This is a genomic window from Cupriavidus sp. UBA2010 (assembly GCF_002335265.1).
GTDB classification, from domain to species: domain Bacteria; phylum Pseudomonadota; class Gammaproteobacteria; order Burkholderiales; family Burkholderiaceae; genus Cupriavidus; species Cupriavidus metallidurans.
The window spans coordinates 1-19758 of record NZ_DDCI01000012.1; the positions used below are offsets into that span (position 1 = coordinate 1).

Below are 19758 nucleotides of genomic sequence, written 5' to 3' on the forward strand. Positions count from 1 at the left end.
GGAGAGCGCTTGCATGGCATGCAAGAGGTCAGCGGTTCGATCCCGCTTAGCTCCCCCAAGTTTCTGTCCCCTTCGTCTAGAGGCCTAGGACATCACCCTTTCACGGTGAGTACAGGGGTTCGAATCCCCTAGGGGACGCCAGATGTTGGACGTAATCAAACGTCCAGTTGGCTGTCCGGAGCGAAGCTTCGGATAGCAACCGAAAAAGGAGCGGTAGTTCAGTTGGTTAGAATACCGGCCTGTCACGCCGGGGGTCGCGGGTTCGAGCCCCGTCCGCTCCGCCAAATTAGAAATGCCCGCGCAAGCGGGCATTTTTTTCGTCTGTACGAAACGGAGCGAGCCATCTGCGCGGCACCTGGCCGGACTCGCAGAGATTCGCTTGCAAGCGAATCCGCAGCCTGTGGGATGTAGCCGAGTCCCGTCCGCTTCACCAAATTAAAAATGCCCGCATACGCGGGCATTTTTTCTGTGCGCCATTGATTGGGGTTATCCAACGCGACTCACGCGCATGAAGTATCGAACCAGCAGCGTTCCGGCAATTGCCAGGCTGATGCTGTTGGCCAACCAGAAGCCCGATGCGCCGCGAGTGAAGGCGGGCAGCGCATCGATCAGGCCGAAACCCATCACATAGCCGCCACCAAGCCCCACGCCCCAGAGTGAGCCGGCGTAGATCAGCGTCGGGATCAGCGCGATCTTGTACGCGCGCAGGATGAACGCGCTCATGACCTGTACAGCATCAAAGGCTTGATAGAACGCGACAAACAGCATCAGCGGCAATGCTTTGGCAATTACGGCCGGGTCGCTGACATAGGCATGCAGCAGCGGCTCGCGCAGCAGCCAGAGCAGCATGCCGGTCAGTAGCGAGAGTCCAGCGCCCAAGCGAATGCCACGCCAGCCGATACGCCGCGCGGCAGCCATATCGCGTGCGCCAATGGACTGCGCGACGAGCGTCGAGGTGGCGATGGATAGCGACAGCGGCATCATGTACGCCACGGCGCTGAGGTTGGCGATGATCTGATGCCCCGCAAGGGTATCGGTGCCCATGCGTGTGATGAAGATCGACATCAGGGTGAATGACGTGATCTCGATCAGGTAGGTGAGTCCCATCGGCAGCCCCAGGCGCAGAAGAGGCTGAATCCGGTCCCAGCGTGGCCACTCCCAACGCGTGAAGATCTCCAGGGACCGGTACGCCGTACCGCGCAGCAGGATCGCCAGTCCGGATAGAAACCATATCCAGCTGATCAGCGTGGATGCCAGCGCGCAGCCGGGCCCGCCCATCGGGGCGAGGCCATAACCGCCTTCGATGAACCAGGCATTGAGTGGAATCTTGAGTGCCAGGCCAGCGATCTGCAGCACCGTCACCATGACGGGGCGAGATAGCGCATTGTTCAGCGCCATGTAGATGCGAAACCCCAGCGCTGCGGGCAGGCCGTATGCGCCGATATGCAGATAATGCGATGCTTTTTCGACCAACTCGGGTGGTGCTTTGGCGAATTCCAGCAACGGTGCGGGAAACAGCAGCAACAGCATGCCGGGGATGGCCAGCGCCACGCCGAGCCATGCGGCCTGCCGTACCTCGGCGCCGATCTCCGCGGATCGGTTGGCGCCGTACAGCTGTCCCGCAACAGGCGCGAGCGCTTGCAGCACGCCCATCAGGCTGACGTAGACCGTGACATAGATCGATCCGCCCAAGCCGACAGCGGCAAGATCGGTGGCCGAGGCACGGCCGGACATGATGGTGTCGATGACACCGAACGCGATGACCGCCAGTTGTCCAACCAGCACGGGGGCGGCCAGATGGGTAATGCGACGAATATCTTGCAGCGCGCTGCTCATCGTTCTTCTAGGGTAGGGGCCGGCCGCGTGCCAGCGGGTGGCAACGCCGTCCGGATGCTACCGGGCGGCAGATGCTCAGGGCTGACGCGGCAGCCGGCGCTGAATTGTCGGCCGTGGCGGGGTGGTGTGCGACAAATCGACGAGCCGGTACATGCGGAAGCGCTCGTCACGGTCGGCGGGTCGGCGACCTTCCCAGATCAGGCGCCATTCGAAATGGGAGATGCTGCTCGGGGCGCCGTAGTCCACGGCATCATGCCGCAGCAGTATGTCGCAGCCGTCATCGGGACCGCCGAAACGGATATGACCGAAATAGGCAAACGAGGCAAGCTGCGCATCGCCCATGCGGATGGGCTGCACGCAGGTATAGGTGGACGGCAGCGCCAGTTGGGCGGCCTGTGCCACGTCTCGATAGGTCTTGCCGTAGTTGATGGACGGCAGCCACAGCGTCATCGCCATGACCCACATCAGCGTCGTGCCGGCGGCGGAAATAACCACGGGTCGCCAGATCTGTTTCGGCGCGCGTGACAGGCGCCAGCGCACGATCAACACCCATGCCACCGTCACCGCCAGCGCGATGATGACGGCGCTGATCGTGAACGTGTGCTGGAATCCGGGCAACTGACGGAATACGTTGCTGGCGATGCGCGGCGGCCAACCCGTGGTCTTCGCGACCCAGAGGAACCAGATCGTGCCGCCCAGGATCGTGAAGAACAGCAGCGAGAACCAGTCGATCGCGTTGATCGCCGCGCGTGGCAGCGTCGGAAGCGCGAAGGCAGCCAGAACGGCCATCGGCGGCAGCAGCAAGATGAACTGCACGTCTCCCGGGCTGCGCAGCAACACCAGCAGCACGAACAGCACGGCCAGGAACGACAGCGGCAGCGTCACATGGGGTGCCCGGCGCATGCCGCGCCACGACAGCCATGCAAAGGCGGCAATCGGCCAGACCGGCCACGAGAACAGGAAGAAGTTGCGTGCGATGAAGCCGGCGGCTGCCAGAGAAGGCGGGCCGTAGGTGTGGCGGTCGTAGCGAGCCCACTCGCGAATATAGGTCACCGCATCGTCCGTGACGGTGGCGCCGAAATATACCGTGGCTATCCATACGGCGATGATGAGGATGCCGAGCGGCGCCCCGATCGTCAGCAGCCGCATCAGCGGCAGCGGTCGGCAGATCAGTCCGGCAATGAGTGTCGCGGCAAGCAATACCAGCGGCAGGATCGGCCCGCTGGCCAGGCAAAGGGCGCCAAGCCCGACGCCGAACCAGAGGCTGCCCTGTACCGGCTTGTCAAGGCTGCGCACAAGGCCGTACAGGGTGAAGGCGATGAAGCAGACCTGGCCGACCTGTGCGGTGGTTTCGTGACCGCGCAACGCCAGGCCAACGCAGGCCAGGAAGATCAGCAGGGCCCCATCGGCGAGCGCGCGTCCGTAGGACCGCGCGTCAGGCTGACCGCCGAAGGCAAAGGCGAAGGGCTGCACCTCGTCGCGGCGGCCCAGCAGGTAGGTCGAGTACCAGACCAGTGCGCAGGTGGCGAAGTAGAACAGCGCGGTGGCGAGTCTTGCCGCATCCGGCGCGCCGAGCCAGCCGCCAAGCAGGCGGATCATGCCGCCGCCGATCCAGAATACGAGTGGGCCATCGTCGCTGTAGGGGCGGCCGACGATGTTCGGCATGAGCCAGTCCTGCAGGCCGCCGCTGCCGAGTTGCCACATCACGCCGAATCCGGCGGCATCCTCGTTTTTCCAGGGGTCGCGGCCGAACAGGCCAGCCAGTCCATAGATGATGCAGATCGCCAGCAGCAGTGCACGCGGGAGGGCACCGGTAGCAGCGGCAGTCAGATGGACGGGAGAAGTCTTGGCTTGGCTCATCGGCAGATGGTAAGGCATGTGACCCCGGCGCATGAAAATCGTCTTTTGGGGGCACAAATGCAAAGAGGCAGCCGATGCTGCCTCTTTGTCAGGTCGCGCGCCGCGGGAGCATCTGTCCTCTGGGCGCGGCGCTTGCTCGCATAAAGCGGGGCAATTACTTCTTGGCGGCGCCCAGCTTGCTGCCGAACTTCTGGCGGAACTTTTCGACGCGGCCGGCCGTGTCCATGATCTTTTGCGTGCCGGTGTAGAACGGGTGCGATTCCGACGACACTTCGATCTTGGCCAGCGGGTAGGTCTTGCCTTCGTGTTCGATCGTGTCCTTGGTCTGGATCGTCGAGCGGGTCACGAACTTGAAGTCGTTCGACACGTCGTGGAACAGGACTTCACGGTAATTCGGGTGAATGCCTTCTTTCATGGTGCTTCCTTTCAGGTTGGGTAGCCAGTCCGCTCGTCGTGCCGCAGGTCAGAATGCTTGCGGCGAGCGAACCACTTGCCGATAACGGGCAAACCGGGATTATGGCAGAAAATCAAGTGCAGGTGCAACAAACGAAATGGCGTCGTAGCTGGGCAACTGGCGATGTCTTAAGTGTCGCTTGCCGCATTCCCGGCTGGATTCTGCCGATAAAACTGGGCCAAGGCGTCATAAAGGGTAGGCCAATACCGTCGCAAACCAATAGGCTCGACAAAAAATGCTTCGGACGCCACTGCGAAGAACTCACTCGGCGCCTCGCAGCCATACGGGTCGATCACCTGCAGTCGGGGAGGCAGTCGATCGGGGTCGTCCCAGATATGGTCGGGCAAGGCGTCACAGGCCTCCGCGAAGGTATCGTATTCACTCAGGAAGGTCTCCGCCCACTGCTCGGCATCGACGCCCGGGTGCAGAACGCGCGAGAACGGCGGCACACCGTCGGCCTCGCCATTGAGCATGTCGAGCTTGTGGGCGAACTCGTGGATGACGACGTTGTACGTGTCTACCGGTAGTTCGTGTTCGCCATGGTGGGCATTCAGCCCGGCGCCGGGCGAGGCCACATCGGGCCATGACAGGATCACCGGGCCGTGTTCCCATGCCTCGCCACTGGCCTCTTCCTCGACGCCATGCACGAGACCGATGTCTTCGAAGCCGACGTCCTCCTGGACGGTCTTGCGAATTACGAACTCACCCGGGTAGAGCACAATGCCATGCCAGCCGCGATACCATTCGATGCCGAGCTTGAGGATGGGCACGCAAGCCTGCGCCGCCACGCTGACCACCATTTCATCGGTCAGCTCCATGTCGTGCGCGGTCGAGTATTCCTTGTTGGCGATGAACAGTGTGGCCAGCTCGCGCAATGCGGTCAGGTCCGCTTCGCTGTAGTGCTGCACGAAGGGCAGGGCAGCCACGGTCTGCGCCCAGAGGTCGTCGGGAATCGCGTAATGGGCGAGCTTGCGCGCCTTCGAGCGGGCGCGCAGGAAACTGGTCAGCTTTCCGAACATGGTTCTCGCGAGGGGGCGAAAGAAAAAAGGCGCACCCAAGGGTACGCCTTTTTATCAGGATGGACTACCGGCGCGGCATCAGCCGCCGCGGCGCATCAGGTCGAAGAATTCCGCGTTGTTCTTTGTCGGCTTCATCTTGTCCAGGATGAATTCCATCGCCTGCACTTCGTCCATGTCGGAGATGAACTTGCGCAGGATCCAGATCTTCTGGAGGATGTCCGGCTTGATCAGCAGTTCCTCGCGGCGCGTGCCCGACTTGTTCAGGTTGATGGCCGGGTAGACGCGCTTCTCGGCCAGGCGGCGCTCGAGGTGCACTTCCATGTTGCCGGTGCCCTTGAACTCTTCGTAGATCACGTCGTCCATGCGGCTGCCGGTTTCGATCAGCGCCGTGGCGATGATGGTCAGCGAACCGCCTTCTTCCAGGTTACGCGCGGCGCCGAAGAAACGCTTCGGACGCTGCAGCGCGTTGGCATCCACACCGCCGGTCAGCACCTTGCCCGATGCCGGCACCACGGTGTTGTAGGCGCGGGCCAGACGCGTGATCGAGTCCAGCAGGATCACCACGTCGCGCTTCAGTTCCACCAGACGCTTGGCTTTCTCGATGACCATTTCGGCCACCTGCACGTGACGGATCGCAGGTTCGTCGAACGTCGACGCCACCACTTCGCCGCGCACCGAGCGCTGCATTTCGGTCACTTCTTCCGGACGTTCATCAATCAGCAGCACGAACAGGTCGGCTTCCGGATGGTTGTTCGCAATCGCGTGGGCGATGTGCTGCAGCATCACGGTCTTGCCGGACTTCGGCGATGCCACCAGCAGCGCGCGCTGGCCACGGCCGATCGGCGCGATGATGTCGACGATGCGGCCGGTGATGTTTTCCTCGGCGCGGATGTCGCGTTCGAGCGTGAGCGGCCGGTTCGGATGCAGCGGCGTCAGGTTCTCGAACATGATGCGGTTCTTCACCGCTTCGGGAGGCTGCCCGTTGACCTTGTCCACCTTCACCAGTGCGAAATAGCGCTCGCCGTCCTTCGGCGTGCGCACTTCGCCTTCGATCGAATCACCGGTGTGCAGGTTGAAACGACGGATCTGCGAGGGGCTGATGTAGATGTCGTCCGTGCTGGCCAGGTAGGAAGTTTCCGGCGAGCGCAGGAAACCGAAGCCGTCGGGAAGAACTTCCAGCGTGCCGTCTCCGTAGATGGTTTCGCCCATCTTGGCGCGCTTCTTGAGGATCGCAAACATCAGTTCTTGTTTGCGCATCCGCTGTGCATTGTCGATCTCGAGCGTTGCCGCCATTTCGAGAAGCGCAGACACGTGAAGCGATTTGAGTTCTGTCAGGTGCATAGACGAGGGGTACAGAAGTGCCCGGACGGGCAAGAACAAGGAGAAGGGGGAAAAGAATGAGCGAACGCTCGGGGAAGTTGTTGGGTGGCATCATAGCACAATCCGGCCGGCGCGCCAGAGCTGGCGCACGCATGACCGGGTAGTGCATTCCCGGAGCCGTTCGGCCCCGGGCAGGTACAGCTTACAGCTGGCTGTCCAGAAACGCGGTCAGTTGCGACTTCGACAGCGCGCCAACCTTCTGCGCGGCCACTTGGCCGTTCTTGAACAGGATCAGCGTCGGGATGCCGCGAATGCCGAACTTGGCCGGCACTTGCTGGTTTTCATCCACGTTGATCTTGGCGACCTGCACCTTGTCGCCGTAGTCCTTCGCGACTTCGTCCAGGATCGGGGCGATCATCTTGCAAGGACCGCACCATTCGGCCCAGAAGTCGAGCAGCACGGGCTTGTCGGACTTGAGCACGTCGGCATCGAACGAAGCGTCGCTCACGTATTTGATTTGTTCGCTCATGGCGGGGAACCTCAGGTATCGCTCAGTTTATGTTGAAGGCGGACAACAGCTGTCGGCGCGATCCGCTACCTTACACGACATTGCGCGGACTCGCAGCGCGACGGCGCGCGGCAGGATGCGCCGCTGACGCCGATATGTTACCAGCTTCGCGAAAATCAAGTCCTCGCCAGAATCGGGATTTAGCCGGGGGCGGCAACAGTGGATATTGTGCCGTGTTGTGAATCGTTTTGCCGATGATAGTGTCAATCGCAGCAAGAGTTTCCAGCTATTGGCATCCCTTATTTGAGTTAATCTGCCGCGCCTTCGCGAAGGGGCCATGCGAGGCTTGCTCGTCGGCATGATCTAGAATGCACTTCGCGTATCCGCGCAATCCATGCGCAATCCATTCAGACAGACGTGACGCGCGAGTAGAATGGAATCGTGCGCATGTGACGCACAAACCGATTCACAACGCTATTGATCATGACGCCAGACTCCCGCAAGCCCAATCCGTCCGATGAAAGCCAGGCGGACCACCTGAGCGATGCGCTGCAGCATCTCAGCAGCGCCGTCGAGTCCGAGAGCATCGCCACCGGCGCCGCCAAGGGGCTGGTCTACAGTGTGATGGAAACGCTCGGCACGCTGATCGGCGACCCCGATTTGCCCGAGCACGCCCGCTCCGGCTATGAAGGCCTGCTGGAGACGGCGCGCGAACTGCGCGCCCGTCTGGAGGGCGGCAACGCAGGCGACGACAACTAATCAAGACAAGATGTCTGTTCCGAGGGTCACGGGTTGCCCTCGGCCTCGACTCCGTCCCCGTTATCCATGACCCGACTCTCGTTTCCTCCCGGGCCGTCCTTTCTCGATCAGGCTGCAACGGCGACGTGGTATTTCCTGGATCACTGCGGCCCGGTAGCCGCTGGCGCGCACATCGTCGTGCCGACGGCTGCGCAGATTCCTGGCGTGCGCCAGGCGCTGGATGCCGCTGCGCGTGCCGCTGGGCAGCCCCGTTTGCTACCGCGCGTGCTGACGCTCGGGCACTGGCTGCTGGACCTTCCCCCCGACCTTGCTACCGACCCGACCCCCACGCGTGGCCATGCCGCGCGGCTGCTGGCAGTGCAACAGGCGATTCGCTCGCAGGATTGGCTGCGGATTGCCTTTGGCGCCCAGACAGAGGGGGCGGCATGGGGACTGGCGCAGACGCTGCTATCGATCAGCGACGAACTGAGCGCGCGCTGGCTGGAGGACGCTGCGATCCGCGGAGACGATGATCTCGAGGGCGACGGTAGCGACGATAGCGATGAGCGGGCGGCGCTCCTGCAAGGCGCGCTGCAACGTACTTATGCGCACCTGTCCGAACGCTTCCTCGGACAGGAGGCGCAGATCGTGCTGGCCTTCTGGCAAATGCTGTCGGGGCCGGACGATCCGCTTCCGGCACGGCGCCGGGCGCTACAGCGCCTGGCGCAGCAGGTTGCAGCGCCGGTGGTCTGGATTGGCCCGACACCGCCGGAACCGGTTGAAGCCAGATTCCTCGCGCAGGCCGGCGAACTCGTGCCGACGCTCGAAGTCGGCTACGACTGGACCGGCGCATCGGAAGCGGGGGGCGAGCCCGACTGGTATCGGACGCTGCTTGCGCTGTGGCCCGAGGCCCGGCGCGACGGGGACAGTAGTGCCGACAGCGAACCGTCCGCGGCACCGCTGGCCTTGCCCGTTGCGTTGCCGGCCGAATTGCCGGCCGAACGTCCGCGCGTCCGCGTTATCGGCAGCGCGCGCTTCGAGGATGAAGCCGCCGCAGCAGCGGACCAACTCGTGCAATGGCTCAACGAAGGCCGCAGGCATGTGGCGCTCGTGGCCCACGACCGAGTCGTGGCCCGCCGCGCCCGCGCGTTGCTGGCGCGTGCCGGCGCGCCTGTCCGCGATGAAACCGGCTGGAAGTTGTCGACCACGCGCGCAGCCGCCGCGCTGATGCGCTGGTTTGACGTGCTAGCGCGAGATGGCGATAGCGCGGCGCTGCTCGATCTGCTCAAGAGCCCGTTTTGCCTGCCTGCATTCGAGCATCGCGGCGCGGCAATCGCGCTGATGGAACGCCGCATCCGTCGCGCTGTCGTTACCGGAGGCTGGACCAGACTGGCGCATCTGTTTGCAGAGCGCGAGCGAGCGGCAGGTGCGCTGGTCGACGCGGAGACGATGGAGGCCAGCGATGCCGAACTGCAGATCCGCGCTGCGGCTCGCACGCTCGTCGCCACGCTGGCCGACGAGGCCGCGCAGTGGCCGCGGGGCCTGGCGCAACAGCCGCTCCATGTCTGGCTGGGCCGCCTCGACGCCATGCTTGACACGCTCGATATGCGTGCTGCGCTGGCTGCCGACGATGCCGGGCGGCAACTGCTCGATGCGCTGGCGAAGCTGGGCGACTTGCCCGACGACGAGACCGGCAGCCACGCCACGCTGAACCAGCAGGAGTTTCGCGCGATGCTGTCGGCATTGCTCGAATCAGTGGCTTATAAGGAGCCCTCGGCGCAGAGCCAGTCGCGCATCACGATCCTCCCGCTCAACGGCGCCCGGATGCGACGGTTCGACGGCGTGGTGGTAGTCGGCTGCGATGATGCGCAGTTGCCGTCAAGCGCGGCCGAGCTGATGTTTTTCTCGAACCAGATGCGACGCGAGCTTGGGCTCGAAGACCGCGAGGCCCGCTTTGCCCAGCAGGCCCGGGACCTGGCCGAAGTGCTGCTCAACAACAGCGACGTCGTGCTGACGTGGCAACGCTTCGGCGGCCGGGGCGAGCCGCATCATGTCTCCGGCTGGATCGAGCGGTTGTCCGCATGCTGCGCGCGCGCGGGCATGCCGATCGAAGCCAGTGCCACGCCCGCTCTGCACGATACCTTCGCGCAGCCCGCCGGAATGCCTGCGCCGGTGGCGCCCGAGCGCGTGCCAGAGCGCTGGAGCGCGCAGGCGTACAACACGTTGCGCCGTTGCCCCTATCAGTTCTTCGCCAGCCGGATGCTGGGCCTTTCCGGGCTCGACACGCTCAGCGACGACCTCGAGAAGCGCGATATCGGCAACCTGCTGCATCGCGTGCTGCTGCAGTACCACGAGGAGATCCATGCCTCTGGCGAGCGTGACAACGACCGGCGTCTGGCGCGTCTGCGGGAAATCTCGGATACCACGTTCGGCAAGCAGATTGCCGAGGACGGCAATGCCATCAGCTACTACCGCCGCTGGATGGAAGTCCTGCCGTCGTACGTGGCATGGCAGGCGGCGCGTGAGGAAGCCGGCTGGCACTGGCGCGGTGGCGAATTCGATGCCGGCGTGGATGTGGCGATGCCCGATGGCGTGCCGCTGCGGCTGGCCGGCCGGATCGACCGGCTCGACAAGGGACCGGATGGCGCTCATGCGGTGCTCGATTACAAGACCCAGCCAGCCAGCCGCCTGCGGCGCAAGGCCGGTGATGCCGAGGAAGACTGCCAGTTGGCGTTCTACGGTCTGCTTCGGGCCGATGCCGTGGCGGGAAGCTGGGTGGCGCTGGAAGGTGTGAAGCAGGGCGGCCGCGACAGTTCGCCCGGTGCCCAGCGGGAAGTCGATCTGCCGGAATTTCAGGCAGCGGTGACCTGGCTCGAACGCCAGTTGCGGCACGATGTCGTGCGTTTGCGGCAAGGCGCGAAGCTGCCCGCGATCGGCGATGCCGTCGCCTGTACTTATTGCGATGCCCGCGGCCTGTGCCGCAAGGGTTTCTGGGAGTCCACCGCGTTGCCGGATCTGAAGTCATGACCGAAGTTCACGCCTATTTGCGCGACGGCCAATCCGTGGGCGAGGCCGATTTCACGCGCGCCGCCTGCGATCCTGGCCGCTCCGTGGTGGTGGAGGCCTGCGCGGGCAGCGGCAAGACGTGGCTGCTGGTGGCGCGTCTGGTCCGTCTGCTGCTGGCCGGCGCCGCGCCGCACGAAATCCTGGCTATCACCTTTACGCGCAAGGCCGCCGAGGAAATGCGCGAACGCCTGCTCGAAGTGCTGTCGCAGCTTGCCGGCGGCACCGACGAGGCGGTGCTGACGCAGCTGGAAATGCGCGGGCTGTCTCCAGACGCCGCGCGCGCGGCATTGCCCCGCGCGCGGACGCTACATGCACAAGTGCTGGCGTCACCGGGCCGCATGGCGATCGACACGTTCCACGGCTGGTTCGGCACGTTGTTGCGGGGGGCGCCGCTGTCTTCGGGCATCGTGCCCGGCGCGTCGCTGCGTGAGGATGCCTTGCGCATGAAGCGCGAGGCCTGGGCGCCGTTCTGGCGCGCGCTGGCGCAGCCGCAATACGCGGATCTGCGCGAATCCTACGAAGCGCTGGTTGATGCGATCGGCGACTTCCAGGCGCGGGGCCTGCTCGACCGGATGTTCCACGCACGCAACGAGTGGTTTGCGTTCAAGGAGTCGGGCGATCCCGCCACGAAGCTGGCGCAGGATCTTGGGGATGATGCCACCTCCGACATTCTGGTAGACGCGCTCTGCGACGACGACTGGCTAGAGGAATGCGCGCAGATGGCACTGCTGCTCGGTCGTGGCGGCAAGACAGAGCAGGGGCACGCATCGAAGATCATCGACGGACTGCGCGCGATCCGCGCATGGCGCGACGCAGGCGCCGCGCCGGGCGAGGCCGCCGCCAACGCATTCCAGTTGCTGCGTGCCGCGTTTTTCACCGATGCGGGTAAGGCGCGCTCGCTGCGTCGTACCACGGCATTGGCCAAGGCGTGCGGTAGTGAAGGTGCCGTTGACGAATTGCTGGATCAGCACGCAGAGCACTGCGCACGACTGGACGAGATCGCGGCGCGCCGCTGCGAGGCCATGGTGCTCGCGATCAACCTGGCGCTGTACCGTCTGGGCGATGCACTGCTCGAACGTTATCAGCGCTACAAGGGCGACCAGCGTGCGATGGACTTCGCGGACCTCGAATGGCTGGCGGCGAAGCTGATGGCCGACGAGGAGACCGCCACGTACCTGCAGGTGCGTCTCGACGCGCGATATCGTCACCTTCTGCTTGACGAGTTCCAGGACACGAACCCGCTCCAATGGCGCATCCTGCAGGGCTGGCTGGCCGGTTATCAGGGGCTGGGAGAGAAGCCCACCGTGTTTCTGGTTGGCGATCCCAAGCAGTCGATTTACCGTTTCCGTCGCGCGGACGCGCGCCTGTTCAATGCCGCCCGGGTCATGCTTCAGGACGGATTCGGCGCCACCGTGCTGCGTACCAACCGCACGCGCCGCAATCGCCCCGAGGTGCTCGACTGGGTCAACGCCGTGTTCGATCACGCACGCGCGGAAGGGCGCTATCCGCTCTACGAAACGCAAACCACGGCGCTCGGGGGTCCGGCCGGACCGGTCTGGCTGCTGCCGCTCGTCGAGCCGGAGGAAACAGAGGATGACGAAGCATCCGAGGGCGATGGCCATCGCGATACGCTGACCCAGCCACGCACGCAGAAAGGCGACTCCCTGCGCTACGAGGAAGGTCGCCGCGTGGCAGCCTGGCTGCACTATCTGCGTGACCAGGTGCCCGTGAGGGAAGGCGATGGCACTCGCCCGGCGGGCTGGCGCGACATGCATCTGCTGGTGCGACGCAAGACTTTCCTGGCCGATTACGAACGTGCGATGCGCGAGGCCGGCATCCCCTGCCTGAGCCCGCGCCGTGGCGGCTTGCTGACAACGCTGGAAGCACTCGACCTCTCGGCGCTCCTGGCGTTCCTGATGACGCCGGAATCGGACCTCGACCTCGCGCATGTTCTCAAGAGCCCGCTCGTGGGCGCGACTGACGACGATCTGGTGCTGCTGGCCATGATGGAGGGCGAGGGCGGATGGTGGGCGCGCATCGAGGCGCTGGGACTGCCTGAGCGCGTTTCCGATTCGCTGCGAACGGGTGTCGCGCGCCTGCGCGGCTGGCTGGCGCTTGCGCCGCACAAGCCCGTGCATGACCTGGTCGACCAGATCTATCACCAGGGCGAGGTGCGTCGCCGTTATGCCGAGGCCGCGCCTGCGGCCATTCGCGAGCAGGTGCTGGCCAATCTCGATGCCTTCCTGAAGCTGTCGCTCGACCTTGATGGCGGGCGCTATCCGAGCCTGCCCAAGTTCATCGATGAACTGCAGGAAATTCGGCGTGGTGACGAGGATGAAAGCCCCGACGAGGGCGGCATGGGTGAAGGCGTCGAGGATACCGAGGCGGAGCCCGACGACGCCGGAGACAATCAGCTCGACGCCGTTCACATTCTGACGGTGCACGCGGCAAAGGGCCTTGAGGCGCCATTCGTGATCCTGCTCGATGCGAATCACAGCGATCCGGCGGCCGATCGTGGTGGCATTCTGGTTGACTGGCCGCCGACATCGGCGGTGCCACGGCATTTTTCCGCCTACGGCAAGCGCGACGAGCGCGGCATGGCTCGCGCGTCGCTGTTCGACGCCGAAGCGGCGCTTGCCGATCGCGAAAACTGGAATCTGCTCTATGTGGCGATGACACGCGCCCAGCAAGGCCTGCTGGTCAGCGGAGTCAAGGGGCGCGCGAGCAAGGCGGAGAAGGAAGACGCGCCAGGGGCGGAGATCGCCGGAAGCTGGTACGTGCGTCTGGCTGCGGCGGGTGTCGGTGACGAGATCACGGCTTATCCAGAGACCGACGTCGCGGCAGTCGATACCCTGACCGCCGCCAGCGAGCGCATCCGCTATACCGATTTCCGGCTGCGCTATCGCGATGCGGCTGACGACCGTTTGCCGATCGACGATGCGGACGACGAGGCCGAGGGCATCGTGTTCGATGCCGACGCCGCGGCACATGGCGAACTGGTGCACGCGCTGCTCGAGCGTGTCTCGCGCTATCCCGATGCGCATGGCAGCTTGCCCGACGTGGAAACGGTTTTGCGCTGGTTCCCGCTGACTGGCGCGGGTGCGCCGAACGCGCGCGAGCGCTGGCGGCAGCAGGCCGAGGCGGCCGTCGCGGACTTGCGCGCAATGCTGGAGGCCCCGGCGCTGCGCGAACTGATGTTCCCGGTGGACGCCGTGTCGGCACGTAACGAGGTGGAGCTTTATGATGGCCGCGGCCGGTTGCTGCGGATCGACCGGCTGGTGGAGTTCGACGAGCGGGTCGTCATCATCGACTACAAGCTCAGGCTGTTGCCGCAGGAACATGCGGGCTATCGCGCGCAGCTCTTGCGCTATGCAGCGGCGGTGGCGCCGATGTTTCCGGGCAAGCGGATCGAAGCCGGCGTGGCTACAGCGGCCGGAGAGTGGATCGATGTAGAGCTTCTACGTGCCTCGGCGTCACAGGCGAAGCCTATCGCCACGACACAGCAGGGGTCATTGTTCTGAGCGCACTCGGCCCGTGCCCGATTCGCAAAACAGGCGCACAATAGGACGTTTCTGGCGCACGGAAACGGGCGGGCGCCAGAGATTAATCAGGGAAATGCCGGGAGATAAAAGCAGAAAGGGGAATTAGGGGGACGAGCCTGACCCTCGGCACTGGTGGAAAACGGCTGTGGCTGCTTCGTTCCCGACCTGACCAGGTTGACCGCGCCGCCATGCGAGGAGGCCCGTCCGACCGGCATTGTAACGCAACCTTGAGAGGGTTTCCAATTTTGTATTCTTGGCAGGGGCTTTGGCGCGTTGTTTGATCTGAAGCGGGGTTGGCGCCCTGCCGTGCTGGCAGCATGGCGGACGGCAAATTCGGGCCAGAAAGCTCTCATCTGACAGGCTGGGGACATGAACGCAAACGACCAGATCCTCCGCGGCGCGCTTGCGCCGCAAGACATCTCCATCGAAGTACTCCAGGAAAAATACGCCAAGGGCGAGGAACAGACCATTGACGATGTGCGCCGCCGTGTGGCGCGCGCGCTCGCGGAGGTGGAACCCGCCGACAAACGCGAGGCCTGGGCCTCGCGCTTTCTTTGGGCGCTGGAAGGCGGCTTCGTGCCGGCCGGGCGTATCAACTCGGCGGCTGGCACAGGCATTCAAGCTACGCTGATCAACTGCTTCGTCCAGCCCGTGGGCGACTCGGTGTCCCAGGTGCGTGGCGGCAAGCCGAGCATCTATACCGCCGTGGCCCAGGCCGCCGAGACGATGCGGCGCGGCGGTGGTGTTGGCTATGACTTCTCCTCGATCCGGCCGGGTGGCGCGCTGGTGCGTGCCACGCACTCGCGCGCATCGGGGCCGGTGTCGTTCATGAAGGTGTTCGATGCATCGTGTGCCACCGTGGAGTCGGCCGGCGCACGGCGCGGTGCGCAGATGGGCGTGCTGCGCTGCGACCACCCCGATATCGAGAGCTTTATCCACGCCAAGGATCGCGGTGACCTGACCAACTTCAATATCTCGATTGGCGTCACCGACGAGTTCATGCAGGCGGTGGCGGCCGATGGGGAAATCGAACTGATCCACGAGGCCGAGCCTGGTGCGGACGATATCGCGGCGGGTGCCTATCGCCGCGACGACGGTCAGTGGGTGTATCGGCGTGTGCCGGCCCGTCGGCTGTGGGATCAGGTCATGCAGGCCACCTATGACCACGCGGAGCCTGGCATCCTGTTCCTGTCGCGCATCAACGCTGACAACAATCTCTACTACTGCGAGACGATCGAGGCCACCAACCCGTGCGCCGAGCAGCCGTTGCCGTCGTATGGCTGCTGCTGCCTGGGCTCGATCAACCTGACGCGCTTCGTACGCCGCCCGTTTACCGATCAGGCCAGCTTCGATTTCGAGGCGTTTGCCGAGGTCGTGCGCGTGTCGACGCGGATGCTCGACAACGTGCTCGACATCACCTACTGGCCGTTGCCCGAGCAGCAGGCCGAGGCGCAGGCCAAGCGTCGTATCGGCCTGGGGTTTCTGGGGCTTGGCAGCGCACTGGTGATGCTGGGTCATCGCTATGACACCGATGCGGCGCGCGCGCTCGCCGGTCGGATCTCCGAGACCATGCGCGATCACGCCTATCTGGCATCGGTCGAACTTGCCGAGGAGAAGGGCCGCTTCCCGTTATTCGATGCCGACGCCTATCTGAGTGGCGGCTTCGTGAGCCGCCTGCCCGAGCCCATCCGCGATGCCATCCGCGAACACGGCCTGCGCAACTCGCACCTGCTTTCGATCGCGCCAACTGGCACGATCACGCTGGCCTTTGCCGATAACGCGTCGAATGGCATCGAGCCGGCTTTCTCGTGGACCTACAACCGGCGCAAGCGGATGCCCGACGACAGCTATCGCACGTTCGAGGTGGCCGACCATGCATGGCGGCTCTATCGCCATATGGGCGGCGACGTCGAGCAGTTGCCGGAGAGCTTCGTCACGGCGCTCCAGATGTCTGCCATCGACCATATGCGGATGCTGGAGGCGGTTCAGCCCTATATCGACACGAGCATCAGCAAGACCGTGAACGTGCCGGAGGACTATCCGTACGAAGCCTTCCGCAATCTCTACCTCGAAGCGTGGAAGGCCGGGCTCAAGGGGCTCGCCACGTATCGGCCGAACCAGGTGCTTGGCGCGGTGCTGTCGGTCACCCCGGCCGCCACGGCCGCCACGGCCACCACGGCGCCGGCGCCCGCCACGCCGAGCGAGGACGATCCGCTGACGCGGCCGTTCGGTAGCCGGCCACTCGGCGATCTGGAAGGCGTGACGTCGAAGGTCGAGTATTTGACCTATGAGGGCCACAAGACGGTCTACCTGACCGTCAACTTCATGCAGGTGTCCGGCACGGTCGGCGGTCAGTCGGTGACGATCGAGCGGCCAATCGAGTTTTTCATGCCAGCGGGGCAGCGCTCCGAGGGCCAGCAGTGGATCACGTCGACGATGAGGCTATTGTCGATGGTGGCCCGCTCGGGCGGCCCGATCGCCAAGGCGCTGGCCGATATGCGGAATGTGGTCTGGGACAAGGGCACGGTCCGCTACGGTTCCCTGGTCCGCCAGGACGGCACCGAGGTGCCGCGCTTCCATGATTCGGAGGTGGCGGCGCTGAGTTACGCGATTCAACGCATCTTGATCAAGCGTGGTTTCCTGGACGAGGAGGGCAGCCAGGTGCCGGTGGTGGCGCTGGCTGCCCGTCTGGCCCGGCGCGAAGGCGGCGAGGCGGCTGTGGCGCTGGCTTCGCCGGCCGAAGCGGCGCCCGCCGCCAAGCTGGCTGCCGGGATCGGCACCGGCAAGCCGTGTCCCGAGTGTGGCGCGCACGCCCTGCACAAGGTGGACGGCTGCGCCAAGTGCGCCAATTGCGGTTATGTGGGCGAGTGTGGCTAGCCGGCGACGCTTCACGGATGGCGGCGGCGTGCGATAGCATCTGGCAACTCCAAATCCAGGTCTGACCCAGGTCCGCCTTTTGCTACAATCGCCGCCATGAGTTATCAAGTTCTAGCGCGCAAATGGCGCCCCAGGGATTTCACCACGCTGGTCGGCCAGGAGCACGTGGTCCGCGCGCTCACGCACGCGCTGGAACAGCAGCGGCTGCATCACGCCTACCTGTTCACCGGCACGCGCGGCGTCGGCAAGACCACGCTGTCCCGGATCCTGGCCAAGGCCCTCAATTGCACCGGCCCTGACGGCAACGGCGGTATCACCGCCCAGCCTTGCGGCCAGTGCAAGGCCTGCACGGAAATCGACAGCGGGCGGTTCGTCGACTACATCGAGATGGACGCGGCGTCGAACCGCGGCGTCGACGAGATGGCGCAGCTGCTCGACAAGGCGATCTACGCCCCGACGGCCGGCCGCTTCAAGGTCTACATGATCGACGAAGTGCACATGCTGACCAACCACGCCTTCAACGCCATGCTGAAGACGCTGGAGGAGCCGCCCGAGCACGTCAAGTTCATCCTGGCCACGACCGATCCGCAGAAGATTCCGGTCACGGTGCTGTCACGCTGCCTGCAGTTCAATCTGAAGCAGATGCCGCCGGGTCACATCGTCTCGCACCTCGACCACATCCTGGCCCAGGAAGGGATCGGCCACGACGGTAGCGCGCTGCGCCTGCTGGCGCAGGCCGCCCACGGTTCGATGCGCGATGCGCTGTCGCTGACCGACCAGGCCATTGCCTACAGTGCTGGCCAGGTGTCGGAAGAGGCAGTGCGCGGCATGTTGGGGGCGATTGATCAGAGCTACCTCGTGCAACTGCTCGACGCGCTGGCTGCCGAAGACGGCGCCACGATGCTCGGCATCGCCGATTCCATGGCCGACCGCAGCCTGTCGTTTGCCGGGGCGCTGCAGGATCTTGGCTCGTTGCTGCACAAGGTTGCGCTGGCGCAGGCCGTGCCGGCTTCCGTGCAGGACGAATGGCCCGAGGCCGAGGACGTACGCCGCCTGGCTGGGCAGTTCGACGCCCAGGAAACCCAGCTTTTCTATCAGATTGCCAACCTTGGCCGCAGCGAACTGGCGCTGGCGCCGGACGAGTACGCCGGCTTCACGATGACGCTGCTGCGAATGCTGGCGTTCCGGCCGTCCATTGCTCCCGCTTCGCCGGTGAGCGGACAGGGCGGTGGCGGGCAACAGGTGGCACGCCCGCGCCCGGCTGGCACGACGAGTGCTGCGCCGTCGGCCCGGGTCATGGCATCGGCTGCTGCCGAGCCTGTGGCGGCCGAGCCGGTCAAGGCTGTGCCAGTGGTTGCGCCGGCAGCGCCGATTGCGCCGATTGCGCCGATTGCGGCCGCTGCTCCGGCTGCATCCGCAGCACCCTCCACGCCCGCTGCGCCAGCGAAGTCAGCCGAACCCGCGCCACCCCAGGCTGACGTGGATACGTCGATGTCGCCAGCCCGTGCGGCGTTGGCCGCCGCGCGTCAAGCTTCCGCCGGTCGTGCTGGCCGTCCGATGTCAGCTGCGCCAAACGCAGGTGCCGCCGCCGCGGCCAGTTCGCGCCCGGCTGCGCAGCCGCTGCGTCCGCCTTCCGCCTCACGGCCGGCTACCACTGCCGCGTTGGCTCCGGCTCCGGCAGTTTCGCCTGCCGTTGCACCGGTAGTGACGCCGACAGTGACGCCGGCTGTCGCTCCGAGCAAGGCCGCTGCTGCCCCTGTCGCGGCCGCGCGCCCGGCACCGGTCGCCAAGCCCGCGCCGCAACCCGAAGCCACGTCCGTCCCGCCGTGGGAAGCCGCGGGTGCAAGTGACGTACCGCCGTGGGAAGAGATGCCGCCCGATCTGCCTGTGATCGGTCCGTACGACAGCGATCCGGGCTATGACCCGAGCTTCGGTGGTTTCGACAACGGCTTTGAATCCGACAGCGCCGATCGCGCGCCGCGCGCTGCTCGCAAGCCGGCGCCGACGCAATCGGCAGCCAAGCCGGTCAGCAAGCCCGAACCGGAACCGGCAGTGCAACTGGCACCTGCCGTCCCGCAAGTGGCGCCAAGCGCCGGCGAGGATGGCACGCCGCCGGTTTTCACTGGCGACTGGCCCGAGTTCGCCGCCACCCTGCCGCTCAAGGGGCTGGCCCAGCAGCTTGCACTTCAAAGCGAACTGCATCGCGTGGTCGGCCGTACGCTGCATCTGCGCGTGCCGGTTGCGGCGATTGCCGAAGCTAACGTCGCGGAGCGGCTTCAGGCCGCGCTGGTCGAGCATTTCCGCGTCGACGTGCGCGTGCAATGCGTCGTCGGCGGCGTGACGCATACCGCGGCGGCTGTCGATGCCGCGGCGCGTGCCGAACGCCAGCGCGAAGCCGAGGCCGAGATCGACCGCGACCCGTTTGTACAAGGTCTGCTGCGGGAGTTCGGCGGCCAGATCGTGCCAGGGTCGATCCAGCCGCGCGCAGCCTGAATTTCAAGTTTCAAGTGGCGGCCGCCTGACCAAGGGCCGCGCCGC

Annotated in this window: 11 protein-coding genes, 2 tRNA genes and 1 other RNA gene; 7 read left to right on the forward strand and 7 right to left on the reverse strand. The window is 65.1% G+C overall.

Annotated elements, in window-relative coordinates; genetic code table 11:
* Nucleotides 1–65 precede the first annotated feature (65 nt).
* Together B2246_RS07355 and B2246_RS07360 are read left to right on the forward strand one after the other, a co-directional pair.
* Nucleotides 66–141 (forward strand) — tRNA-Glu (locus tag B2246_RS07355).
* 66 nt (nucleotides 142–207) lie between these two features.
* Nucleotides 208–284, forward strand: a tRNA-Asp gene (locus B2246_RS07360).
* Nucleotides 285–486: 202 nt separating this feature from the next.
* Here B2246_RS07360 and B2246_RS07365 read toward each other — a convergent pair.
* The 6 genes from B2246_RS07365 to trxA form a co-directional block, all read right to left on the reverse strand.
* On the reverse strand, nucleotides 487–1836 hold the full coding sequence (locus tag B2246_RS07365) for an MATE family efflux transporter (RefSeq protein ID WP_008647956.1): 1350 nt from the start codon (nucleotides 1834–1836) through the stop codon (nucleotides 487–489).
* 75 nt (nucleotides 1837–1911) lie between these two features.
* On the reverse strand, nucleotides 1912–3696 hold the full coding sequence (locus B2246_RS07370; RefSeq protein ID WP_008647954.1) for an ArnT family glycosyltransferase: 1785 nt from the start codon (nucleotides 3694–3696) through the stop codon (nucleotides 1912–1914).
* A gap of 154 nt (nucleotides 3697–3850) precedes the next feature.
* The gene (locus B2246_RS07375; protein ID WP_008647952.1) at nucleotides 3851–4111 is read right to left on the reverse strand and encodes a type B 50S ribosomal protein L31; all 261 of its coding nucleotides are present in this window, start codon (nucleotides 4109–4111) and stop codon (nucleotides 3851–3853) included.
* Between the two features lie 167 nt (nucleotides 4112–4278).
* Entirely contained in the window at nucleotides 4279–5169 is an 891-nt protein-coding gene (locus B2246_RS07380; protein WP_008647944.1) for a M90 family metallopeptidase, read from the reverse strand.
* A 78-nt stretch (nucleotides 5170–5247) separates the two neighbouring features.
* The gene (rho, locus tag B2246_RS07385; RefSeq protein ID WP_008647942.1) at nucleotides 5248–6510 is read right to left on the reverse strand and encodes a transcription termination factor Rho; all 1263 of its coding nucleotides are present in this window, start codon (nucleotides 6508–6510) and stop codon (nucleotides 5248–5250) included.
* 181 nt (nucleotides 6511–6691) lie between these two features.
* Nucleotides 6692–7018, reverse strand: coding sequence for a thioredoxin TrxA (gene trxA / locus B2246_RS07390; protein ID WP_008647939.1), 327 nt, complete (start codon nucleotides 7016–7018; stop codon nucleotides 6692–6694).
* Between the two features lie 462 nt (nucleotides 7019–7480).
* On the opposite strand from trxA, the gene B2246_RS07395 reads away from it, so the two are divergent.
* From B2246_RS07395 to B2246_RS07405, 3 genes are all read left to right on the forward strand, one after another.
* Nucleotides 7481–7756, forward strand: coding sequence for a hypothetical protein (locus tag B2246_RS07395; protein ID WP_286882190.1), 276 nt, complete (start codon nucleotides 7481–7483; stop codon nucleotides 7754–7756).
* Nucleotides 7757–7822: 66 nt separating this feature from the next.
* Entirely contained in the window at nucleotides 7823–10762 is a 2940-nt protein-coding gene (locus B2246_RS07400; protein ID WP_286882188.1) for a PD-(D/E)XK nuclease family protein, read from the forward strand.
* Nucleotides 10759–14322 (forward strand): UvrD-helicase domain-containing protein, encoded by a 3564-nt coding sequence (locus B2246_RS07405; RefSeq protein WP_286882187.1) that lies wholly within the window; start codon nucleotides 10759–10761, stop codon nucleotides 14320–14322. The genes B2246_RS07400 and B2246_RS07405 overlap by 4 nt, the downstream gene beginning before the upstream one ends.
* A 127-nt stretch (nucleotides 14323–14449) precedes the next feature.
* Here the strand turns inward: B2246_RS07405 and ffs are convergent.
* Nucleotides 14450–14548: signal recognition particle sRNA small type (ffs, locus tag B2246_RS07410), an RNA gene on the reverse strand.
* A gap of 164 nt (nucleotides 14549–14712) precedes the next feature.
* On the opposite strand from ffs, the gene B2246_RS07415 reads away from it, so the two are divergent.
* Both B2246_RS07415 and B2246_RS07420 read left to right on the forward strand, forming a co-directional pair.
* Nucleotides 14713–17220, forward strand: a complete 2508-nt coding sequence (locus B2246_RS07415; RefSeq protein ID WP_286882186.1) for an adenosylcobalamin-dependent ribonucleoside-diphosphate reductase — start codon at nucleotides 14713–14715, stop codon at nucleotides 17218–17220.
* A gap of 96 nt (nucleotides 17221–17316) precedes the next feature.
* Complete coding sequence (locus tag B2246_RS07420; RefSeq protein WP_286882184.1) at nucleotides 17317–19713, forward strand: DNA polymerase III subunit gamma/tau; 2397 nt, start codon at nucleotides 17317–17319, stop codon at nucleotides 19711–19713.
* The last annotated feature ends 45 nt before the right edge of the window (nucleotides 19714–19758 follow it).